At 56.5% G+C, this 19,480-nt stretch carries 13 protein-coding genes; all 13 read left to right on the top strand.

Features of this window, described 5'->3' with window-relative positions; all coding sequences use genetic code 11:
- Positions 1-379 precede the first annotated feature (379 nt).
- The gene (locus FZE95_RS14940; RefSeq protein WP_150301664.1) at positions 380-1,564 is read left to right on the top strand and encodes a glycosyltransferase family 1 protein; all 1,185 of its coding nucleotides are present in this window, start codon (positions 380-382) and stop codon (positions 1,562-1,564) included.
- Positions 1,552-2,817 (top strand): UDP-galactopyranose mutase, encoded by a 1,266-nt coding sequence (gene glf / locus FZE95_RS14935; protein ID WP_150301663.1) that lies wholly within the window; start codon positions 1,552-1,554, stop codon positions 2,815-2,817. The genes FZE95_RS14940 and glf overlap by 13 nt, the downstream gene beginning before the upstream one ends.
- Positions 2,818-2,828: 11 nt before the next feature.
- Positions 2,829-3,983 carry a glycoside hydrolase family 1 protein gene (locus FZE95_RS14930; RefSeq protein ID WP_150301662.1) on the top strand — a complete coding sequence of 385 codons (1,155 nt, stop codon included), beginning with the start codon at positions 2,829-2,831 and terminating at the stop codon, positions 3,981-3,983.
- Positions 3,976-5,754 carry an ABC transporter ATP-binding protein gene (locus FZE95_RS14925; protein WP_150301661.1) on the top strand — a complete coding sequence of 593 codons (1,779 nt, stop codon included), beginning with the start codon at positions 3,976-3,978 and terminating at the stop codon, positions 5,752-5,754. Before FZE95_RS14930 ends, FZE95_RS14925 begins: the two co-directional genes overlap by 8 nt.
- A gap of 130 nt (positions 5,755-5,884) precedes the next feature.
- Positions 5,885-7,444, top strand: coding sequence for a trehalose-phosphatase (otsB, locus tag FZE95_RS19635; RefSeq protein ID WP_178100991.1), 1,560 nt, complete (start codon positions 5,885-5,887; stop codon positions 7,442-7,444).
- Positions 7,444-9,852: a glycoside hydrolase family 65 protein gene (locus FZE95_RS19630; protein ID WP_178100993.1), complete on the top strand. Its 2,409-nt coding sequence runs from the start codon at positions 7,444-7,446 to the stop codon at positions 9,850-9,852. The genes otsB and FZE95_RS19630 overlap by 1 nt, the downstream gene beginning before the upstream one ends.
- A 407-nt stretch (positions 9,853-10,259) precedes the next feature.
- The gene (locus FZE95_RS14915) at positions 10,260-11,366 is read left to right on the top strand and encodes a nitroreductase family protein (protein ID WP_150301660.1); all 1,107 of its coding nucleotides are present in this window, start codon (positions 10,260-10,262) and stop codon (positions 11,364-11,366) included.
- Positions 11,363-12,679 carry a flippase gene (locus tag FZE95_RS14910; protein ID WP_150301659.1) on the top strand — a complete coding sequence of 439 codons (1,317 nt, stop codon included), beginning with the start codon at positions 11,363-11,365 and terminating at the stop codon, positions 12,677-12,679. Before FZE95_RS14915 ends, FZE95_RS14910 begins: the two co-directional genes overlap by 4 nt.
- Before the next feature lies 1 nt (position 12,680).
- Complete coding sequence (locus FZE95_RS14905; RefSeq protein WP_150301658.1) at positions 12,681-13,880, top strand: polysaccharide pyruvyl transferase family protein; 1,200 nt, start codon at positions 12,681-12,683, stop codon at positions 13,878-13,880.
- 175 nt (positions 13,881-14,055) lie between these two features.
- Positions 14,056-14,313, top strand: coding sequence for a YebG family protein (locus FZE95_RS14900; protein ID WP_150301657.1), 258 nt, complete (start codon positions 14,056-14,058; stop codon positions 14,311-14,313).
- A gap of 186 nt (positions 14,314-14,499) precedes the next feature.
- Positions 14,500-15,552 (top strand): NAD(P)-dependent alcohol dehydrogenase, encoded by a 1,053-nt coding sequence (locus FZE95_RS14895; RefSeq protein ID WP_150301656.1) that lies wholly within the window; start codon positions 14,500-14,502, stop codon positions 15,550-15,552.
- A 67-nt stretch (positions 15,553-15,619) separates the two neighbouring features.
- A complete protein-coding gene (locus FZE95_RS14890) occupies positions 15,620-16,744 on the top strand; it encodes a metallophosphoesterase family protein (RefSeq protein WP_150301655.1) in 1,125 nt (374 codons plus the stop codon).
- Positions 16,741-19,374 (top strand): AAA family ATPase, encoded by a 2,634-nt coding sequence (locus FZE95_RS14885; protein WP_150301654.1) that lies wholly within the window; start codon positions 16,741-16,743, stop codon positions 19,372-19,374. Before FZE95_RS14890 ends, FZE95_RS14885 begins: the two co-directional genes overlap by 4 nt.
- Positions 19,375-19,480 lie beyond the last annotated feature (106 nt).

Here is a 19,480-nt window from a genome sequence, read left to right as displayed (position 1 = left end):
CGAGAACACCCCGATCTGGAGACAGGTCGGGGTGTTCTTTTGTGCGCCTGGAAAATACGGGAGGGTGCTGACCTGAGGCAATTCTAGAACGCTCAGCAGCCTAAAGCGCTATGCCTGTTGACGAATCGGCCCTTGCTAGCCTGATTCGAAACCTTTCAACGCCAGGGAACCGATTCCTGTTCGCTGCGTCAATAAGCTAGGCGCCCGTGGTATGGGTGTTGCTTCCCACAGAGCTGTTGATGTGTTGTCGCGACTGGGACAAGTACTTCTTATCTCATCGGGTCTACCTATCTGCGCATGGCTGCGCTGACTTCTTAGCGCCGTGCGCCTGGATAGTGGATCCGGTAGGCACCGGCTGATCGTTGATCGAGGGTGCAATATGAGTTGGGCAGGTCCCTACCAAACCAATATCGGTAAATCTCGCAATTCGGGCCTGACCGCTACTGGCCTGCCATTTACCAACGATTTACCCACTCTTCTGGTTATGTCCCATCTGCGGTGGAACTTCGTCTACCAGCGTCCGCAACATCTGATGTGTCGATTCGCCCATGACTTCAATGTCCTTTTTTTTGAAGAACCAATGGTAACGGATGACATACAGGCCTGGCTGGAAGTGCGGCCGGAAGAAAAGGGCGTCCAGGTGTTGGTGCCGCATCTTCCTCGCGGTTGCACAGAAACGGTGGTTCAACGCCTGCAACGTGACCTTCTTGAAGACTATCTTTCCAGGCTAGGTGTGGAGGAACCAGTCCTGTGGTTCTATACCCCGATGGCATTGAATATCACCGATGGGCTGCGTCCTCGGCTGACGATTTATGATTGCATGGATGAGCTTTCGGCATTCCGCGGTGCACCGCTTGAAATGATCCAGCGCGAACAGGAATTGTTGCGACGCGCGGATCTGGTTTTTACTGGCGGCTACAGCTTGTGGGAGGCTAAACGGGATTTCCACAGCAACGTACATGCGTTCCCAAGCAGCGTGGACATCGCTCATTTCTCTTCTGCACGGCATATTCAAACTGAACCCTTCGATCAGGCTGATATTCCACGGCCACGTCTTGGATTCTATGGCGTCATTGACGAGCGGCTGGATATCTATTTGGTGGAGAAAATTGCAGATCTTCGTCCGGAATGGCACATCGTGCTGGTAGGGCCTGTGGTCAAGATTGATCCAGCCAGCCTCCCGCAGCGGTCCAATCTTCATTATCTAGGCGCCAAAACCTACGACGAATTGCCTGAGTATCTGGCAGGTTGGGACGTGGCCATCATGCCATTCGCGTTGAACGAATCTACTCGTTTCATCAGCCCAACGAAAACGCCGGAATTTCTGGCCGGCGGTTGTCCGGTGGTGTCCACGCCCATCAAGGATGTGGTCCGTACATACGGAGATACGGAGGTTGTGTACATCGCAGACTCCCCGGACCGCTTTGTCGAGTCGGTGCAAAAGGCGTTGGTGATCGCAAGCGACCCAGAAAAACTCTGTGACGCTGCCGACGCTGTATTGGGGGATATGTCCTGGGACCACACCTGGGAGCTGATGATGGAGAAAATTAAATGCGAGATATAAGAGCACTCGATGATGTTTCCAGCCCCCTTTCTGGTGGCTCCAGTTCCCAAACGCTGAATCTCAAGGAGCTTAAGCCTAACCGGGCCGCCAGCTTCGATTACCTCGTAGTTGGCGCTGGTTTTGCTGGCAGCGTTATCGCCGAGCGCCTCGCTGCAGGATTGAATAAGCGTGTGCTGGTTGTCGACAGACGGCCGCATATTGGCGGAAATGCATATGATTTCTACGACGATGCGGGGGTATTGATCCACCGCTACGGCCCACATATCTTCCACACCAATTCCCGGCGGATAGTGGATTATCTTTCCCGATTTACCCAATGGCGATCCTATGAGCACCGGGTTCTTGCGCAGGTAGATGAGCAGTTGCTACCCATACCGATTAATAGAACGACTTTAAACAAACTGTATGAACTGAACCTGGCAAGCGATGCCGAGGCCGCCGAGTTTCTCTCTTCAAAAGCTGAGCCTGTCCAGGATATCAAAACAAGCGAAGACGTCGTTATAAGCCAGATCGGGCGCGAGTTATATCAAAAATTCTTCTGCGGTTATACTCGCAAACAGTGGGGCCTGGACCCGTCGCAGCTGGATAGAATGGTGACTTCCCGAGTGCCAACGCGTACCAATACGGACGACCGCTATTTCAACGACACCTTTCAGCAGATGCCGAAGCATGGCTATACCAGAATGTTCGAGGCCATGCTGAATCATCCGAACATCAAGATAATGCTGAACACCGATTATTGCGAGATTCGGGACGAAGTCGCCTTTGATCACTTGATATATTGCGGCCCGATCGACGAGTTTTTTGATTATAGGTTCGGCAAATTACCTTACCGATCGCTGAAATTCGAACATCGGACGCTGGACCAGGAGCATTTTCAACCGGTCGCAGTTGTGAATTATCCGGACGAAAGCGTTCCTTATACGCGCATCAGCGAGTACAAGCATCTGACGGGTCAGGTTCACCGCAAGACCAGTATCTCCTATGAATTTCCATCGGACGATGGTGACCCGTACTACCCGGTGCCCCGGCCACAGAATGCCGAACTTTACAGGCGTTATCAGACGCTCGCTGATACGGTTGCCAACGTGACTTTCCTGGGGCGGCTCGGAACTTACAAGTACTACAACATGGATCAGGTAGTGGGCCAGGCTTTGGCGCTTTACAAGCGTATCGAAGAGAGAACTGACGCAGGAACGGCCGTGGGCGACACTACGGCTCCGCGTCCCAGTACGGCTCGGCAGGGAAGCTAGAGGAAATACCCATGCACCAGCCAAGTCTGTTCGAAAGTTTTTTACTGGGCGGGTTCGAATGCTCGAACCACAGGCGCAGTGATGGCCGACGTCTCGACATGCTGGATGCCACCGGGCACGAACAATGGGCTTCGCAGGATTATGCGCTGTTACATCAGTTCGGCATTAACAGCGTGCGCGACGGTCTGCGCTGGCACCTCATTGAATCCTCGACCGGGCGATACGACTGGTCCAGTTTTTTACCCATGTTAAGGGCAGCGGAGCGTCAGGGGACGCAGGTGATCTGGGATCTCTGCCACTACGGCTGGCCGGATCACATCGATATCTGGCGACCAGAATTTGTCGAGCGCTTTGCACGCTACGCTGCTTCTGTTGCGAAGCTGGTGAAAGACGAGTCTGACGCGGTACCGTACTACTCGCCGCTCAACGAAATCTCCTTTTGGTCATGGGCGGGGGGAGACGAAGCCTATTTCAATCCGATGGCCCGCGGGCGCGGCTTTGAACTTAAACACCAGTTAATCAGAGCAACTATCGCAGCTATGGACGCGATACGCGCGGTCGATCCTCGCGCACGTTTTGTTCAGGTCGACCCTGCAATTCATGTCATCGCTTCGAATGACCGTCCTGGTCCGGTGCGCGACGCGGAGAACTTCCGCCTCTCCCAGTTCCAGGTGTGGGATATGCTTTGCGGTGAACTATGGCCTGGACTGGGCGGCGCGCCGCACTATCTGGATATCATCGGGGTCAATTATTACTCCGATAATCAGTGGTATCTCAACGGACCGGTGATTGAGCGGGGCAGCCCCGATTATCGTCCGTTGAGGGGCATCCTGAGCGAGATATATCACCGCTACAAACGGCCGCTGCTAGTGGCGGAGACCGGCGCAGAAGGGGACTTGCGTGGAGACTGGTTGCGCTATGTTGGCGAGCAGGTCTGGCTGGCCATGCAGCACGGCGTTCCTGTTGAAGGAATCTGCCTGTATCCCATAGTGGATTATCCGGGTTGGACGGACGAACGTCACTGTCCGGTGGGCCTTTTCGGCTTTCCGGACGCTGATGGCAAGCGCCCGATACATCAGGGTCTGGCAGAAGGGTTAAAAACCCAGCAGGCGCGCTTCGATCCCTTACTCGTGCCGGCCATATTAACCAGCCTCGGCCATGAATAGTTTCGAAAGCCCAGCCACGATTTCCGAGCCCACATTACCCAATCGGCCGGTGGCATTCCTCTGGCACTACATCGTCCAGCGGCCGTGGCATTTCGGAGGATTGTTTTTACTGATTGTGGGGGCGGCTGGGTGCGCTGTTGCCGTACAGTACGGGATGAAGCTGCTGGTTGATGCGATGGCGGAAGGTAACCGGGCGACTGCCTCGGTGTGGTTTCCTCTGACATTGTTTCTGAGCCTGATAGTTATCGAAAACGTACTCTGGCGGTTAGGCGGCTGGCTCGGGTGTCGCGCCGTCATCGCTAGTGTCGTGGATATTCGGGTAGATCTGTTCAAGCATCTCACCGGACACCCGATGCGATATTTTCACGAGCATTTTGCCGGGTCGCTGGGGAACCGTATTTCGGCACTCGGTGCCTCGGCAGGAGCGATTTACGGCGGGCTTGCGTGGAAAATCATACCTCCAATAGTCGATTTTCTCGGCGCCGTGGTATTGCTGTTCACGGTGGACTGGCGCATGGCTGTAGCACTCGTTCTATTTGTCGCCATTGTCGCCGCGTTGATCACTGGCTTCGGAATCCAGGGGCGCGCCAAGCATCAGCGGTTCGCGGCGCAAGCTGCGCGAGTGGGCGGGGAACTGGTTGATGCCGTGTCCAACGTCTGGACGATCAAGGCCTTTTCGGCCCGAGACAGGGAAAGCGAGCGTCTGGCTGCGGAGATTGGCTATGAAGCCCTGGCTCAGCGCCGAAGCTGGATGTATCTCGAAAAGGCCCGCGTTCTACATGACATATGCCTTGCGGTAATGGCTGGCGGGATGTTGATCTGGGCCATATCGCTATGGTCGTCGGGCCAGGTTACCGCGGGCGATGTGGTGCTAGTCAGCGCGCTGACTTTTCGGATACTGCATGGCTCGCGTGATCTGGCTTTGGCGTTGGTTGATACCACGCAGCAGATCGGGGCGATCGATGACACTTTGCGCATCATTGTGCAACCCCATGGGCTCAAAGACCCGGCCGCCCCTCTGGCGTTAGCGGAAGGCGAAATCCAGTTCGATAACATAAGCTTCAGCTATCCTGGAAACCGTCGGGTATTCGATGGTTTCAGCCTGCTTATCAACCCGGACCAGAAAGTGGGAATCGTCGGACCTTCCGGGGCCGGTAAATCCACACTGATCAACCTCATCCAGCGCCTGGACGACGTGCAGAGCGGACGCATCCTCATTGACGGGCAGGATATACGCAGCGTCAGCCAGGACAGCCTGCGTGAGAAAATCGCCGTTGTTCCGCAGGAGACCGCGTTGTTCAACCGCAGTATTCGCGAGAACATTCGCTATGGCCGCCCCGATGCCACTGACGGCGAAGTTTTCGAAGCTGGGCGTCAGGCATTCTGCGACGAGTTTATCCGTGAGCTTCCCCAGGGTTATGACACGCAGGTAGGAGAGAGGGGGGTGATGCTTTCCGGGGGGCAGCGGCAGCGTCTCGGGATTGCCCGGGCATTTCTCAAGAATGCCCCGATCCTGGTCCTGGATGAGGCAACCTCGGCGCTGGATACCCAGTCGGAAGCGGAGATTCAGGTCGCACTCAATAATCTGGTGCAGAACCGTACCGTGATTGCTGTGGCCCACCGGCTTTCTACCTTGGGCGCCTTCGACCGGATCATTGTGCTCAAGAACGGACAGCTTGTGGAGGATGGCTCGCCCCAGGAGTTGCGCAACCTGGCTGGTGAGTTCGATACCCTGTGGCGCCTACAGACGCAGGGAATGACCGCTGAATAATGGGCTAAGGATCGCGGACGAGCATTGGCGAAACCGCCGCGACCAGCCGGCCATTCGATAGTAAGATTGCTCGGAACGACTACACTCCATTGGCACCTATTGATGCCAGCTGCCAAGTCAGGGGGCGAGTATGGTTACCATCGAAACCGCAGCATTCCGTGCCGCTGTATTTGACCTGGACGGGGTGGTTACACGAACCGCCACAGTCCATAGCGCTGCCTGGAAGGCATTGTTCGACTCCTATCTTTTCGAGAGGGCCGCGCAGGGGGGCGATCCTTTTCTGCCCTTCGATGTTCACACCGATTACCTTCGCTACGTCGATGGCAAGCCCCGCTATCAAGGCGTCACAAGCTTTCTCGAATCCCGTTGCATAGGGCTGCCGTACGGTACGCCTGAAGATTCGCCTGACGAGGAAACCATTTGTGGTCTCGGGAACCGCAAGAATATGTTGTTCAAAAAGCTCCTCGAGCAAGGCGAGATCGAGATATTCGACACCACGGTTGCGCTTATCCGCAAATTCCGCGAACGCGGTCTGAAAACCGCCCTTGTCACGTCGAGCGAGAACGCCCTGGTCATACTGGAAAAGACCGGATTATGCGATCTGTTCGACGCGCGAGTGGATGGCGTGGAATCGACCCGTCTTGGGCTCAAGGGCAAGCCGCATCCGGATATCTTCGAGAAAGCGATTGAATTATTGGGCGTGCCGCCGCAGCAAGCGCTTGGTGTCGAAGATGCGCTGTCCGGCGTTCGATCAGCGCGCGACGCGGGTTACCGTCTGGTTATCGGTATAGACCGCAGCGGTACGTTGCGCGACCAACTCCTCGAATGTGGCGCACATGAAGTTGTAGATGATCTGGAGGAGGTCGTTCTGTCGGGCACATGTATCGAATCGTCTCTGCCCGATGCCCTGGCAAAGTTCAGCGATATCGCCAAGCGGCTGGAACGCGCGAAGCCGGCCATCTTCCTTGATTACGATGGAACCCTCACGCCGATCGTTGACCGCCCCGAGCTGGCTGTCCTGAGCGACGCGACCCGCGCAACGCTGGTCCAGTTGGCCGAGCGGCACACCGTAGCGATTATCAGCGGCCGTGACCGCCAGGATGTAGAGCAATTGGTTGGCCTTGAAAACCTGATATACGCTGGGAGCCACGGCTTCGATATCAAAGGCCCTAACGGCTTACGCATGGAAAACAGGCAGGCCGAAGGTGTTATTCCTGCGCTGGATCTGGCCGAAAAACATCTGCGAGACAAGCTCGCGCCGATTGATGGTGCGTTGGTAGAACGCAAGCGCTACGCCATAGCCGTGCATTATCGGCTGGTTGCGGATGTGAACGTCGAAACCGTCAGTGCAGCAGTCGATGCGGCGATTGCGCAAGTCGCTCCGGTGTTGCGCCGGGCTGGCGGCAAGAAAATATTCGAGCTACGACCAAGCCTGGCCTGGGATAAAGGTAAGGCACTGGGCTGGCTGCTGGACGCACTTGATCTTGACCGCCCCGGCCAGGTAATACCGATCTACCTGGGCGATGACGAGACCGACGAAGACGCCTTTATCGCGTTGCGGGAGCGAAACGGTATTGGCATTCTGGTCGCCGCCGAACCCTGTGTTACGGCTGCGCATTATCGTCTTGTTGATACACGCGCTGTTGCGGGATTCCTGTCCAGACTCACACAGCTTCGGGAGCCATCCTGATGGCTACCTGGTCGCTGGAATATCACTGCTTCGAACCGGCCCAGGAGGGCCTTCGTGAAGCGCTGTGCACGCTGGGCAACGGCTACTTTGCAACGCGCGGCGCGGCAGAGGAGGCTGAGGCGGGAGACATGCATTATCCCGGCACCTATCTTGCCGGCGGCTACAATCGTCTGGCCACTGAAATAGCTGGACGAGAAATCGTCAACGAAGACCTGGTCAACATGCCTAACTGGCTGTGTCTGAGTTTCCGGCCCGAGGGTGGCGACTGGTTCAATCTCCTTGCGGTGGACGTGCTGAGCTACAAGCAGAAGCTTGATCTGAAGAACGGCGTATTGGAACGCGACCTGCGGTTCCGCGATCGTGATGGAAGGGAAACCACACTCGTTACGCGACGCCTGGTACACATGAGTGATCCCCACCTGGCCGCGCTGAGCTGGGATATTACTCCGGAAAACTGGAGCGGCCGGATGACGGTTTGCTCGGCGCTGGACGGCCGTGTCATCAATGCCGGCGTAACGCGTTATAGCCAGCTTTCCAGCACGCACCTGGTCACTCTGGCTGCGAGGTCGGCGGGCGACGAAGCAATTGAACTGGTGAGCGAAACCAGTCAGTCGCGCTTGCGTATCGCTCAGGCCGCACGCACCGAAGCGTACCGGCAAGGCCAACGGTTGAATGTAGCTCGCGGCCTGGTTATCGAGGACGATTATGTCGGTCAGACCTTGGGCTTTGACGCGCAGCGCGGCGTGGCAACCCGGATAGAAAAAGTGGTCGGGCTTTATACTTCCCGGGACAACGCAATCTCGGAACCAGCCCTGGCCGCCCGCCAGGCTATCAAGCGATCTGGCCGTTTCGCCGAGTTGCTTGAATCGCATTCCGGCGCCTGGTCGCGACTTTGGCATCGCTGCGATGTGATGTTGGAGGGCACCGAACGCGCGCAAATGATTCTGCGGCTGCATATATTTCACCTCCTGCAAACAGCTTCGTTACACACGATCGATCTGGATGTTGGCGTGCCCGCGCGGGGGTTGCATGGCGAAGCGTATCGCGGGCATATCTTCTGGGATGAATTGTTCATTTTTCCCTTTATCAACTCTCGTATACCCGAAATAACCCGCGCATTGCTGCGCTATCGTTATCGCCGTCTCGATGAAGCGCGCCGGCTAGCCGCTAAAGCCGGATTCAAGGGCGCCATGTACCCGTGGCAGAGCGGAAGTGATGGCCGCGAAGAAAGCCAGCTGGTGCATCTGAATCCCAAGTCCGGTCGCTGGATCGAAGATCACACTTATCTTCAGCGGCATGTCAATGCTGCAGTAGCCTACAACGTCTGGCGCTATTACGAAGTTACCGGTGACCGGGAATTCATGGGTTTTTTCGGTGCTGAAATGCTGTTTGAGATAGCACGGTTCTGGGCCAGTGCCGTGACCTGGAATCCGGAACGCCAGCGCTACGATATCCGCGGGGTAATGGGGCCGGATGAGTTCCACGATCAGTATCCATGGCGGGACGAGCCTGGGCTGGACAATAACGCCTATACCAATGTGATGGTTGCGTGGCTGTTGCAGCGCGCAGTCGATGCATACCGGATAGTGGGTACAGAGTGTCAGAACGAACTCTGCGCCGCGTTAAGCTTGTCATCAGCCGAGCCTGATCGCTGGGATGACATCAGTCGCAAGCTCTTTGTGCCATTCCACGATGATGGAGTCATCAGCCAGTTTGAAGGCTATGAGCAACTCGAAGAGTTCGACTGGGATGGATATCGAACGAAGTACGGCGATATACATCGCCTGGATCGTTTGCTGGAAGCGGAGGGCGATACAGTCAATCGTTACAAGGCATCCAAGCAGGCAGATGTATTGATGTTGCTCTACCTGTTCTCGGCGCATGAGCTGGATAACCTTTTTGTGCAGCTTGGGTATCAACTGGATGACGGGTGGAAAACGCGCAGCATCGAATATTACGAAAAGCGCACCTCCCATGGGTCGACGCTCAGTCGAATCGTTTCCTCATGGGTCCTGGCGCGACGAGACCGCCGTCATTCCTGGGCATTACTGAACGAGGCACTGGAAAGTGATGTTGCTGACGTTCAGGGCGGTACGACTGCTGAGGGAATACATCTAGGCGCCATGGCAGGCACAGTGGATCTGGTCCAGCGCGGCCAGACCGGACTGGAGGTTCACGATGATATCCTTTCGCTCGATGTCGGCCTGCCCGAAGAGGTCTCGTCCATGCGGTTACGTCTGCGGTTCAGAGGGCATTGGCTGGAACTCGAGATCACCCACGATCGCGTGAGGCTGGCGGCGCCGGATGACTGGGCAGGGCCTCACACGGTCATCCTGGATGGCACCCGCTACTCCTTCGGAGCCGGTAAGCGGTTGGAAGTGTCACGCCGTAAGGCGCAGCGAGCATAGTTGTTGCCATTTCCGGTATCGCTGGTCATGGCCGTTATCCAGGCCGGCAGGGCTCTAGCCCGGCTTTACTTGGCTAAAGCTGAGGAAGCTGCGACACTTCTTCTGGGTTCACCAGACATAGTCAGCACGCTCTTTAGCAAACTCGCTAGAGAGGAGCAAGCATTTCTTTCCGTTATTTCTGCGCAAAATGTGACAGAGTATACAAATTGTAAAAATGCCTGGATCCGACTAAACTTCGCGCCCTCTGGAAAGTCATATCGGCGATATACCTTTAAAGTTTAGTCATTGAAATCATAACGATAGCCAAGTGGCAAGTTTGTTGGCGAAGCTTGATGTTTTGGTGACATCAAATAGACTTCATGGTCTGGGGTTCGCAGCATATCAACTAATCATGGTGCAGTTAAAAAATGGAAAAGCTGAAAGTAGCCCTGAAGAAAGTGCTGCGGCCTGAAAGCATTCGTAGTATGAAGCAGTATCAAGGAAAACTTTCGCTCGCCTGGCTACGTGCGTTGTCTCGCTCAGCTGTATTGCGGCGCTTTCATTATGCCTTTTTCTCCGATGCGTTTGATCGCGAGGCGCGTGCGGTGGTGGGTGGTCATCTTCAGCATGAAGAGAATCAGTCGGGCGCTGAGTCGGTCAATTACTTCCTCAGGCGCGCCGTCCACCGCATCGAGAAAGGACTGATCATGCAGCCTCGCCGCGATGTGTTTGCGGTTGACTACATCAGGCAGACAGTCGATTCCTATCGGGATTCACTGGCCGGGACCGTGGATCGTGATGAAGTCAGTTGGGCGCACGACGTGCTCAAGACGTATTTCGAGACCACAGGCAATCATCCGGATATCGATGCTGCTCGCGCTGCCTTCCGAGAACTACCTTCACCGTACTCCTGCGCCTCAAGTCTGCGGCATCCTGATTCGGAAAGGGTACCCTTTGCTGCTTATATGCAGGCGCCACCGGTGGACTTTCAGTCGTTTACCGAGCTGTGCATGCGTCGCCGATCGGTGCGCTGGTATCAGGACCGCCCGGTACCCCGCGATATCATCGACAACGCTGTGGCCATGGCTGTTCAATCCCCCAGCGCCTGCAACCGGCAGCCGTACAAATTCATGATCTTTGATGACCCGGGCTCTGTTGCGCAGGTCTCAGAGCTGCCTATGGGCGTGGCCGGGTTCAGCCATAACTTTCCGGCAATGGTTGCGGTGGTGGGGCGGCTTCGCGCTTACCCGCACGTGCGTGACCGGCACGTTATATATATCGACGGTGCGTTGGCCGCGATGTCATTCATGTTTGCGCTGGAAACCCAGGGAGTCGCTTCCTGTTCGATCAACTGGCCGGACATCCCCGAGCGGGAAGATGCTGCCACCAAACTGCTTCACCTTGAGCCGGATGAGCGCATCGTGATGTTCATTTCTGTTGGCTACGCTGCAGAAGAAGGTCTGGTGCCTTATTCACAGAAGCTTTCCCTCGACGAGGCGCGCGTGTATAGCAGTCTTGGCGCCCACGGCGAATGAAGGAACTCAAGTTACAGGAGTTCAGGCGCTACCTTTCCAATTCCGGTTGGATGCTCGGCGAAAAGATCCTGATGCTGGCCGTTGGCCTCACTGCGACCGTCGTGCTGGCACGCTACCTGGGCCCGGGTGATTTTGGATACCTTAATTACGCACTATCCCTGGTGGCTTTGCTGACAATTGTTTGCCACCTCGGTCTCACCGGTCTGGTGGTCAAGGAGTTGCGGGTAAGACCTGATCAGGAAGACCGCATCCTCTCGTCAGTATTCATGACCAAGGTGGCCGCATCCTTCATCGCCTATGCGATATTGATCGGTACCTGGTTCATTGGCGAGGACCGCGATTTTCTGGTGTTGGCCCTGATTGGCCTGGCGCTGTTTTTCACACCCTTTGAAGTGTTGATCGACTGGTTTCAGGCGCGGGTCAAGGCGAAATATGCCGCGATCGCCGGCGCAGTTGGCCAGCTGGGCGGAAACGGACTCAAGATCATCCTCGCTGTCGCGGGATTGGGGCTGGTATGGATCGCCGCCGCGCATGTGGTCATTATCATGTTGACCTCGCTGATTCTGGTTATCTATGCCCTGGCACTGAAGCGCTCCTTCCGCTTCGATTTCTCCTGGTCCCTGAGCAAGGAATTGCTTGGCAAGAGCTTTCTTATTTTTCTGGGTTCGCTGTCTGCTGTGATCTACCTCAAAGTAGATCAGATCATGTTGCAGTATATGTTGGGTGACAATGCGGTGGGTCAATATGCGGCGGCTTCCAAATTATCTGAAGCCTGGTACCTCATTCCGACAGTATTGATGGCTTCCATCTTCCCGAAGATAATTGACGTTCGGGATCACAATAAAGAGAAATACAAAAAACTGATGCAGGTTATCTTCGATCTGCTGTTTCTTTCAGCCTTCTGTTTGTCGGTCGTCGTGTTTCTGCTTTCCGACTGGGTAATTGATCTGCTGTATGGCGATGCGTACTCCGCTGCAGCCCAAGTGCTGTCAGTACATATATTCGCATCAATATTCGTCTTCATGCGGGCCTTGTTCAGCAAATGGATCATCATGGAAGAAGTCTTCATATTTTCTCTGCTTACCCAGGGGCTAGGCGCGATCAGCAATATTGTTTTGAATTACTTTTTAATAGGAAGTCATGGCGTAGCCGGGGCAGCGGTTGCTACGTTGATTTCCTATTCCATAGCAGGTTATTTCAGCCTGCTGCTGTCCAGCAAGACTCGGGCGTTGTTCGTGATGATGAGCAAGAGCATGATGTTTCATGCGTTCATCAGCGTGCCCGAGACGATCAAAGAATTGAGGCGAGGTTAGTATGAATATCGAAATCCGAAAGGCCGGGTTTGTAAACAAGGGCGCCGAGCTGATGCTGCATGCAGTGGTGCAACAACTTCGCCGTAATTGCCCCAACGCCAGGCTCGTCATGGAACCGAGCCGAGAAACCGGTCCCTATCCTTACCGTGGCCGAGCCGAGCTTGGCCTGTACCAGAAGGCGTGGCTGTGGCGTAAAAACATTCCTTTCGGTGATCTGGCTGCCTTCGTTCCGTCCCGTCTGCGTGAAATGTATGGCGTAGTGCTGGACAGTGAAATTGACGTGGTCCTGGATGCAGCGGGTTTCGCCTATACCGATCAGTGGGGCGCCGAACTGTCTGAAGAGCTCGCCCGTGCCAGCCGTCGTTGGAAAAAGCGCGGCACCAAGGTCATCCTCATGCCCCAGGCGTTCGGCCCCTTTCGGGATGACCGGAGCAAGGCTGCGGTAAAGGAATTCGTCGGCAACTGTGACTTGATCTTTGCCCGCGAACCGGTCTCCTACAAGTATCTCACCGACATCGTCGGCGAGCAGGACAAGATCAAGATGTGCCCGGATTTCACCAACCTTTTGGAAGGCACGGTGCCCGACTATTTCGATCCCGCGACCCACCAGATCGCCATCGTTCCGAACTATCGGATGATGGACAAGACCAGCGAAGCGGTAGCCAAGGGCTATGTGCCCTTCCTGAAACGCGCCGCTAAGATGCTGCTCGACAAGGGCGCCAGGCCTTTCATGCTCGTTCATGAAGGCGAGGATGACCTGAACCTGGCCCGCGAGGTCTCTCAGGCTGTGGGCGGAATCCCGGTCGTCATAGAAGCCAATCCGCTTGCCATCAAAGGTATCCTGGGTGCCTGTCGGGGCACGGTCGGTAGCCGATTCCACGGCCTGGTCAGCGCCCTGTCACAGGGCGTCCCGTCGCTTGCCACAGGATGGAGCCACAAATATCAGATGCTGTTTGCGGATTATGGATTCGAGCCCGGTATCCTGGATATCAGCATGTCCGACGAAGAACTGGACTACGTGCTGGAATATTTGACCGATAAACAGCGCTCTCAGGAGCTTTCAGTCCGCCTGATGTTGCGTTCCGACGCGCTGAAAAAACAGTCCCAGGCGATGTGGAGTGACGTATACAAGATACTCAGTGCTCCTATCGCTGGTCGTCAGACAGCGCCTGTCAAACCAGCCGGCCCGGTCTGCTCGTAGCCTCAGCAAGTCTCTCCTCGCTATAACCATGTAGCTGCCGGGCCTTGAGCCTGGCAGATGCGGCTGCCCCTCTATGATGCTGTATGCCTATACAGTACAATGTCCCGGCCGAGATCGCGGACAGTGTTTGCCTGATCCCGGTACAAAAGGACTCACGTACAGCCTGAGGTGAAGCATGGCCGTTGAAATTGTGTATCGAAGCAGTAGAGACCCGGAGCAGCTATTCATGGATAAAGCCGAAGCCGACCGTCACGATAAAATGCTGGAACTGGCCGAAGCGTTGGGCGACGTTTTGCTTAAAGCCGTTCCCTCATTATCAGAACAGCAGGCTGAGGAGGCGAGTCTCTACATGGCAAAGCGCCGGGATATCTTCGCCAAAGCGTTCAAGAACAACGCCGACGCGCTGGCAGCGTTGGACGAAGAAGCGCCGTAAAGCTGAATGCGGCACTACAGCATGCAAGCAAGGCGACTTTAATACGCTCATGGAAATGCAGGTCCCGATTGCGGCTTTCCATATAGCATCAGATGGCGATGGAAGTCCGTGCGCGGAACTGCAAGCCATGCCCTGAGTCGAGATATGACACAACGCGCTGTCTCACCTTTCTGCAGGAGATACCCCATGACTGATGCACTTGGCTATGCCGCGACAAATGCTGATACGCCGCTGGCGCCTTTTCGTTTCGAACGCCGTACGCCTGGCCCTCAGGATGTTCAGATCGATATCCTCTATTGCGGCGTCTGCCACTCGGACCTGCACACCGCACGCAACGAGTGGAACAACACGCTTTATCCGTCCGTACCAGGCCACGAAATCGTCGGCCGTGTATCGGCGGTTGGCTCGCAGGTCGGTCGCTTCAAGGTCGGGGACATTGCTGGCGTAGGCTGTATGGTCGACAGTTGCCAGTCCTGCGCGTCCTGTTCCGATGGTCTGGAGCAATATTGCGAGAACGGCTTCACCGGTACCTATAACGGCCCGGTTGCCGGCGGCGAGAACACCTATGGCGGTTACTCCAGCAAGATCGTAGTCGACGAGAAATTCGTCCTGCGCATCAGCCACACAGAGAATCTGGCTGCTGTGGCACCGTTACTCTGCGCAGGCATTACCACCTACTCGCCGCTGCGTCAGTGGAAAGTAGGGCCGGGTCAGAAAGTTGGCGTAGTCGGGCTCGGCGGCCTTGGCCACATGGCAGTTAAAATCGCCAACGCAATGGGGGCAAGGGTAGTACTCTTTACTACCTCGCCGGACAAGAAGCAGGATGCGCTGCGTCTGGGTGCGAGCGAAGTGGTGGTGTCGAAAAACCAGGACGAAATGGACGCGCATCGCGATAGTTTCGACTTCATCCTCAATACGGTGGCCGCGCCGCACAATCTCGATGCCTTCATGGCCTTGCTCAAGCGTGATGCGACCATGACGCTGGTAGGTGCGCCTGCCACGCCACACCCGTCGCCAGACGTCTTTGGCCTGATATTCCGTCGGCGCCGACTTGCCGGCTCACTGATTGGCGGCATTGCCGAAACGCAGGAGATGCTCGATTTCTGTGCCAAACACGGTATCGTCTCGGATATCGAGATGATCTCGATGGAACAGATTAACGAAGCTTACGAGCGCATGCTGAAGAGCGACGTCAAATACCGATTTGTAATCGATATGGCGACGCTTCAGCCAGCCTGAGACCCATACATCACTATCTGCTTGCCGGACGCCGCGTTGCTGGATAGTAAGAGCTCAAGGACATCTGATGCCGCGTTTTCTGCACACCGCCGATTGGCAGATCGGCCGACAATATGAGCGTTTTGGCCCGGAAGACGGGCCTGTTCTTGCAGAAACGCGGATCAGTACAGTGGAGCGTATCGCGCGCCTGGCCAATGAGCAGGGAGTCGATGCAGTACTGGTTGCCGGCGATGTGTTTGATGCGCAAACGGTTTCGGACCGGACCATCCGCCGTCTGTTCATGGCCATGCAAGGCTATGCAGGGCTCTGGATAATGATTCCGGGCAATCACGACGCCGCGCTGGCTGAAAGTGTCTGGACCCGCGCCGAGCGGCTCGGGGCAATTCCCGACAATGTGCACGTTGCGCTGCAGCCGGGTGTGCTGGTTTTTGCTGAGCAGCACCTGGCGATTCTGGCAGCTCCGCTCACGCAGCGGCATACCTATATTGACCTCACCGAATGGTTCGAGCATGCCGAGACGCCACCGGGGCTGCTGCGTATCGGCATCGCACATGGCAGCGTCCAGGGCATTCTGGCTGAGGATATCGACTCGCCAAACCCTATTGCGCCGGATCGGGCCGAGCGTGCCAATCTCGACTATCTGGCGCTGGGTGACTGGCATGGTTGCAAGCGTATCGATGCGCGCACCTGGTATAGCGGTACGCCGGAGCAGGATCGCTTCAAAAGCAACGGTGCTGGTCAGCTATTGGATGTCAGCATTGAACGCCCCGGCAGCGAACCGCAGGTAACGGCGACTGCTATCGGACAGTTCCCATGGCTGCAGTGGCATCAGCAACTCGATCTGCCTTCGGATCTGGATCTGTTCACCGAGCAGTTACAACAACTGGTTCAGCCATCCGTACTCAGTATCGCCTTGTCCGGTCACCTGGATTTGGCGGGAGAGCAACGTCTGCATCAGGCGCTGAGCAGGGCCGAGGCGTTCCACCGGTATCTCGAATATGATCTGCAGGAGCTTCGGTTGTATCCCACCGAGGCCGACATTGGCGGGTTACATGCTGACGGCTACCTCGGGGAAGTGATTGAAGAGCTGCGTCAGGCGCAACAGGGCGACGCAGCAGGTACGGCCAGGGAGGCGCTGGTGATTCTTTCAGGACTGTTGCGTGACCGACAGGGCGAAGAGGGAGCGCAATGAAGCTGGGCTATCTGCGCATCAACCAGTTTCGCCAGTTCCGGCAGGCCGTTGAAATAAGAAAGCTCGACCCAGGGTTGAACCTTTTTTGCGGCCCAAACGAGTCAGGCAAGAGCACGATCGCCGCCGGCATCCGCGCGGCGTTCTTTGAGCGGCATCGTTCCAGCAGTGTTGATGATTTGCGCCCGTGGGGCGATTCCGGCGCCGCCCCTGAAATCGAGCTTGAATTTGAACATGCCGGTGAGGCGTTCCGGTTAAAGAAGCGCTTCCTGGCGCGTAAACGCTGCGATCTCAGCATCGGAGAAGAAATTCTGTCCGGCGACGAAGCTGAAGATCGTCTGGCCGCCATGCTTGGCTTTCAGTTCCCCGGGCGGGGCGCCAGCAAGTCGGAGTACTGGGGCATCCCTGGGCTGTTATGGATTGAACAGGGCAGCGGTCATGAGCTGCGATCAGCTGTGGCGTTTGCCGGTGACCACCTCAAGTCCGTGCTCGGTGCAACTCTGGGCGAAGTCACCAGTAGCAGCGGTGACGAAGTGCTCAGCCATGTGGAGGGCGAACTGGGAGAATTGCTGACTCGAACCGGCAAGCCTCGTGGCCGTTATCGAGAGGCACTGGAACAGGTAGAAACGCTATCTCAAACGCTGGGGGATCTGGATGAGAGCGTGAGCCGCTATCAGTTACAGGTCGATCGCCTGAGCGAACTGACCGCCCAGCAGGCACTGGATGATGTCGAGCGTCCCTGGGAAGCACTACGTGCTCAGCAAGCTGAGGCAGAGGCAAAATATGCACAGGTCCAGCAGCTGGGAGAGCTGCAAAGCGCAGACGAGCAAGCATTGCTCAAATGCCGCCACCACATGCAGGTAGTGATCGAGCAGCTGCACGGCTTCCAGACACAAGCTGATGAGTTGGCGGAGCGCAAAAGCACGCGCGATGTACTTCATCAGCAGGCGGAGGAACTCGCTGAACAGCAGCTGAGCACCCGAGAGGCGCTGAAGCAGGCAACTACCGCCTACGACCTGGCTCGCGCTGTTGATCGGGCCAGCCGGCAACAGGCGCAGCGTCGCGGGCTCGAACTCAAACGGCAAACTCTCAGTAACCAGTTGGTGAAGCTGACTTCCGCCTTCGACCAGGCTACAGCGCTGGATGCCACGCTTCAGAACCAAAAACGCGAACTCGCGGCGGTGCAGCTGGGTGACAAGAAACTTGAAAGGCTGCAGCAACTCGCCAACGCGCTGCGGGATCTGGAGATACGCCAGCAAAGCATCGCTACGGTACTGGAATTCGATCTCGATGCGGAGCCCCGGTTAATACTCGATGGTGAGGTGCTGAGCGGGAAGGGTGAGCGGCGCCTGTTGCAGAAGACCGAGCTGCATATCAAGGGCATTGGAAAACTGACAATCGCACCTGGCGGCCAGGATCTCAATGAGCTGGCGCGCCAGCTTGATCGGGCGCGTGAGCAGTTGGCCGCCGAGCTTGACGCAGCGCAGCTGGACAATATCGCTCAGGCGGTGCAGCGGGTCGAACAGACCCGAGCGCTGCGCACTGAAATCAACGGCAATGAACGTATGCTGGAACTCCATGCGCCCCAAGGCGTCGGAACCCTGCAGCAGGAGTTGGCGTTGCTGCGCGAGCAGGTACGGCAGGTCGAAACGGAGTTGCTGGCACAGCCTGCAGGCGATCTCACAACCGATGTAAACCAGCCTGACGTGGCTGAACAGCAACTGGAGCAAGCATCCGTTGCGCTGCGCGAAGCCGAACTGGCCGAGCGTCAACTACAGGAAAGGCTGATTCAGTGCCAACAGGCACTGCACACCGCCGAGCACGAATGTCGCCAGCTTGAGGCGCGTCTGGCCAGTCCGCAGCGCCAGCAACAAGAGCGCGACTGTAACGAAACACTTACTGTGCTGCGCCATGAACAGGCCCAGCTTGAACAGGGCCTCGATAATCGCGCCAAGCTTATCGAGACCGCTAGACCGGATATCCTGCAGCAGGATATCAAACGCTTTCAGGCCAGTGCGGCTCAGCTTCAGTTGACAAACCAACAGCGCAAGGAAGAGATCATCCGCCTGCAGAGTCAGCTCCAGGCGCAGGATGCCGACGGGCTGGAAGAGCGCCGGGGCAAGACCGCTGCGGAGTATGCGTCGCAGCGACGCCGGATGCAGCAGTTCGAGCAGCGTGCCGGAGCGCTCAGCCTCTTGGCTAGCCTGCTACACAGCAAGCGCCAGGCACTTACGCGGCAACTTCAGGCGCCGCTTCAGAAACATCTGAACCACTATTTGCAGTTGTTGTTTCCGCAGGCGGCGGTGGAGGTCGACGAGAATCTGGTGCCGGGGCAGTTGGTGCGTGCGGGTCAGGAACGCGGAGATTTTGATCTGCTCAGTTTCGGCGCGCGTGAACAGATGGGGTTGATCAGTCGGCTCGCCTACGCAGACCTGCTAAAGGAAGCAGGGCGCCCGACGTTGATTATTCTCGACGATGCGCTGGTACATAGTGACGCTCAACGCTTTGCTCAAATGAAGCGCATCCTGTTCGACGCAGCCCAGCGTCATCAGATTCTGTTGTTCAGCTGTCACCCGGCCCACTGGCGGGATATGGGTGTACCTATACGCGAGATAGATTCGCTGAGATGCTGAATAGCTTTGCAGGCATACGTTTGCATCTGGATGCTTGTCCTGGATTGCACAACCCATAACGCAGCAAGCCCGCACAAGGCGGGCTTGCTGCAGAGCTCAGCAGCAT

Origin of the sequence: Pseudomonas profundi (genome assembly GCF_008638305.1) — a bacterium.
In the GTDB taxonomy this organism is placed as follows: Bacteria; Pseudomonadota; Gammaproteobacteria; order Pseudomonadales; family Pseudomonadaceae; genus Halopseudomonas; species Halopseudomonas profundi.
Note: the sequence above shows the minus strand (reverse complement) of the source record. Positions and strands in the feature narration are given on the sequence as shown.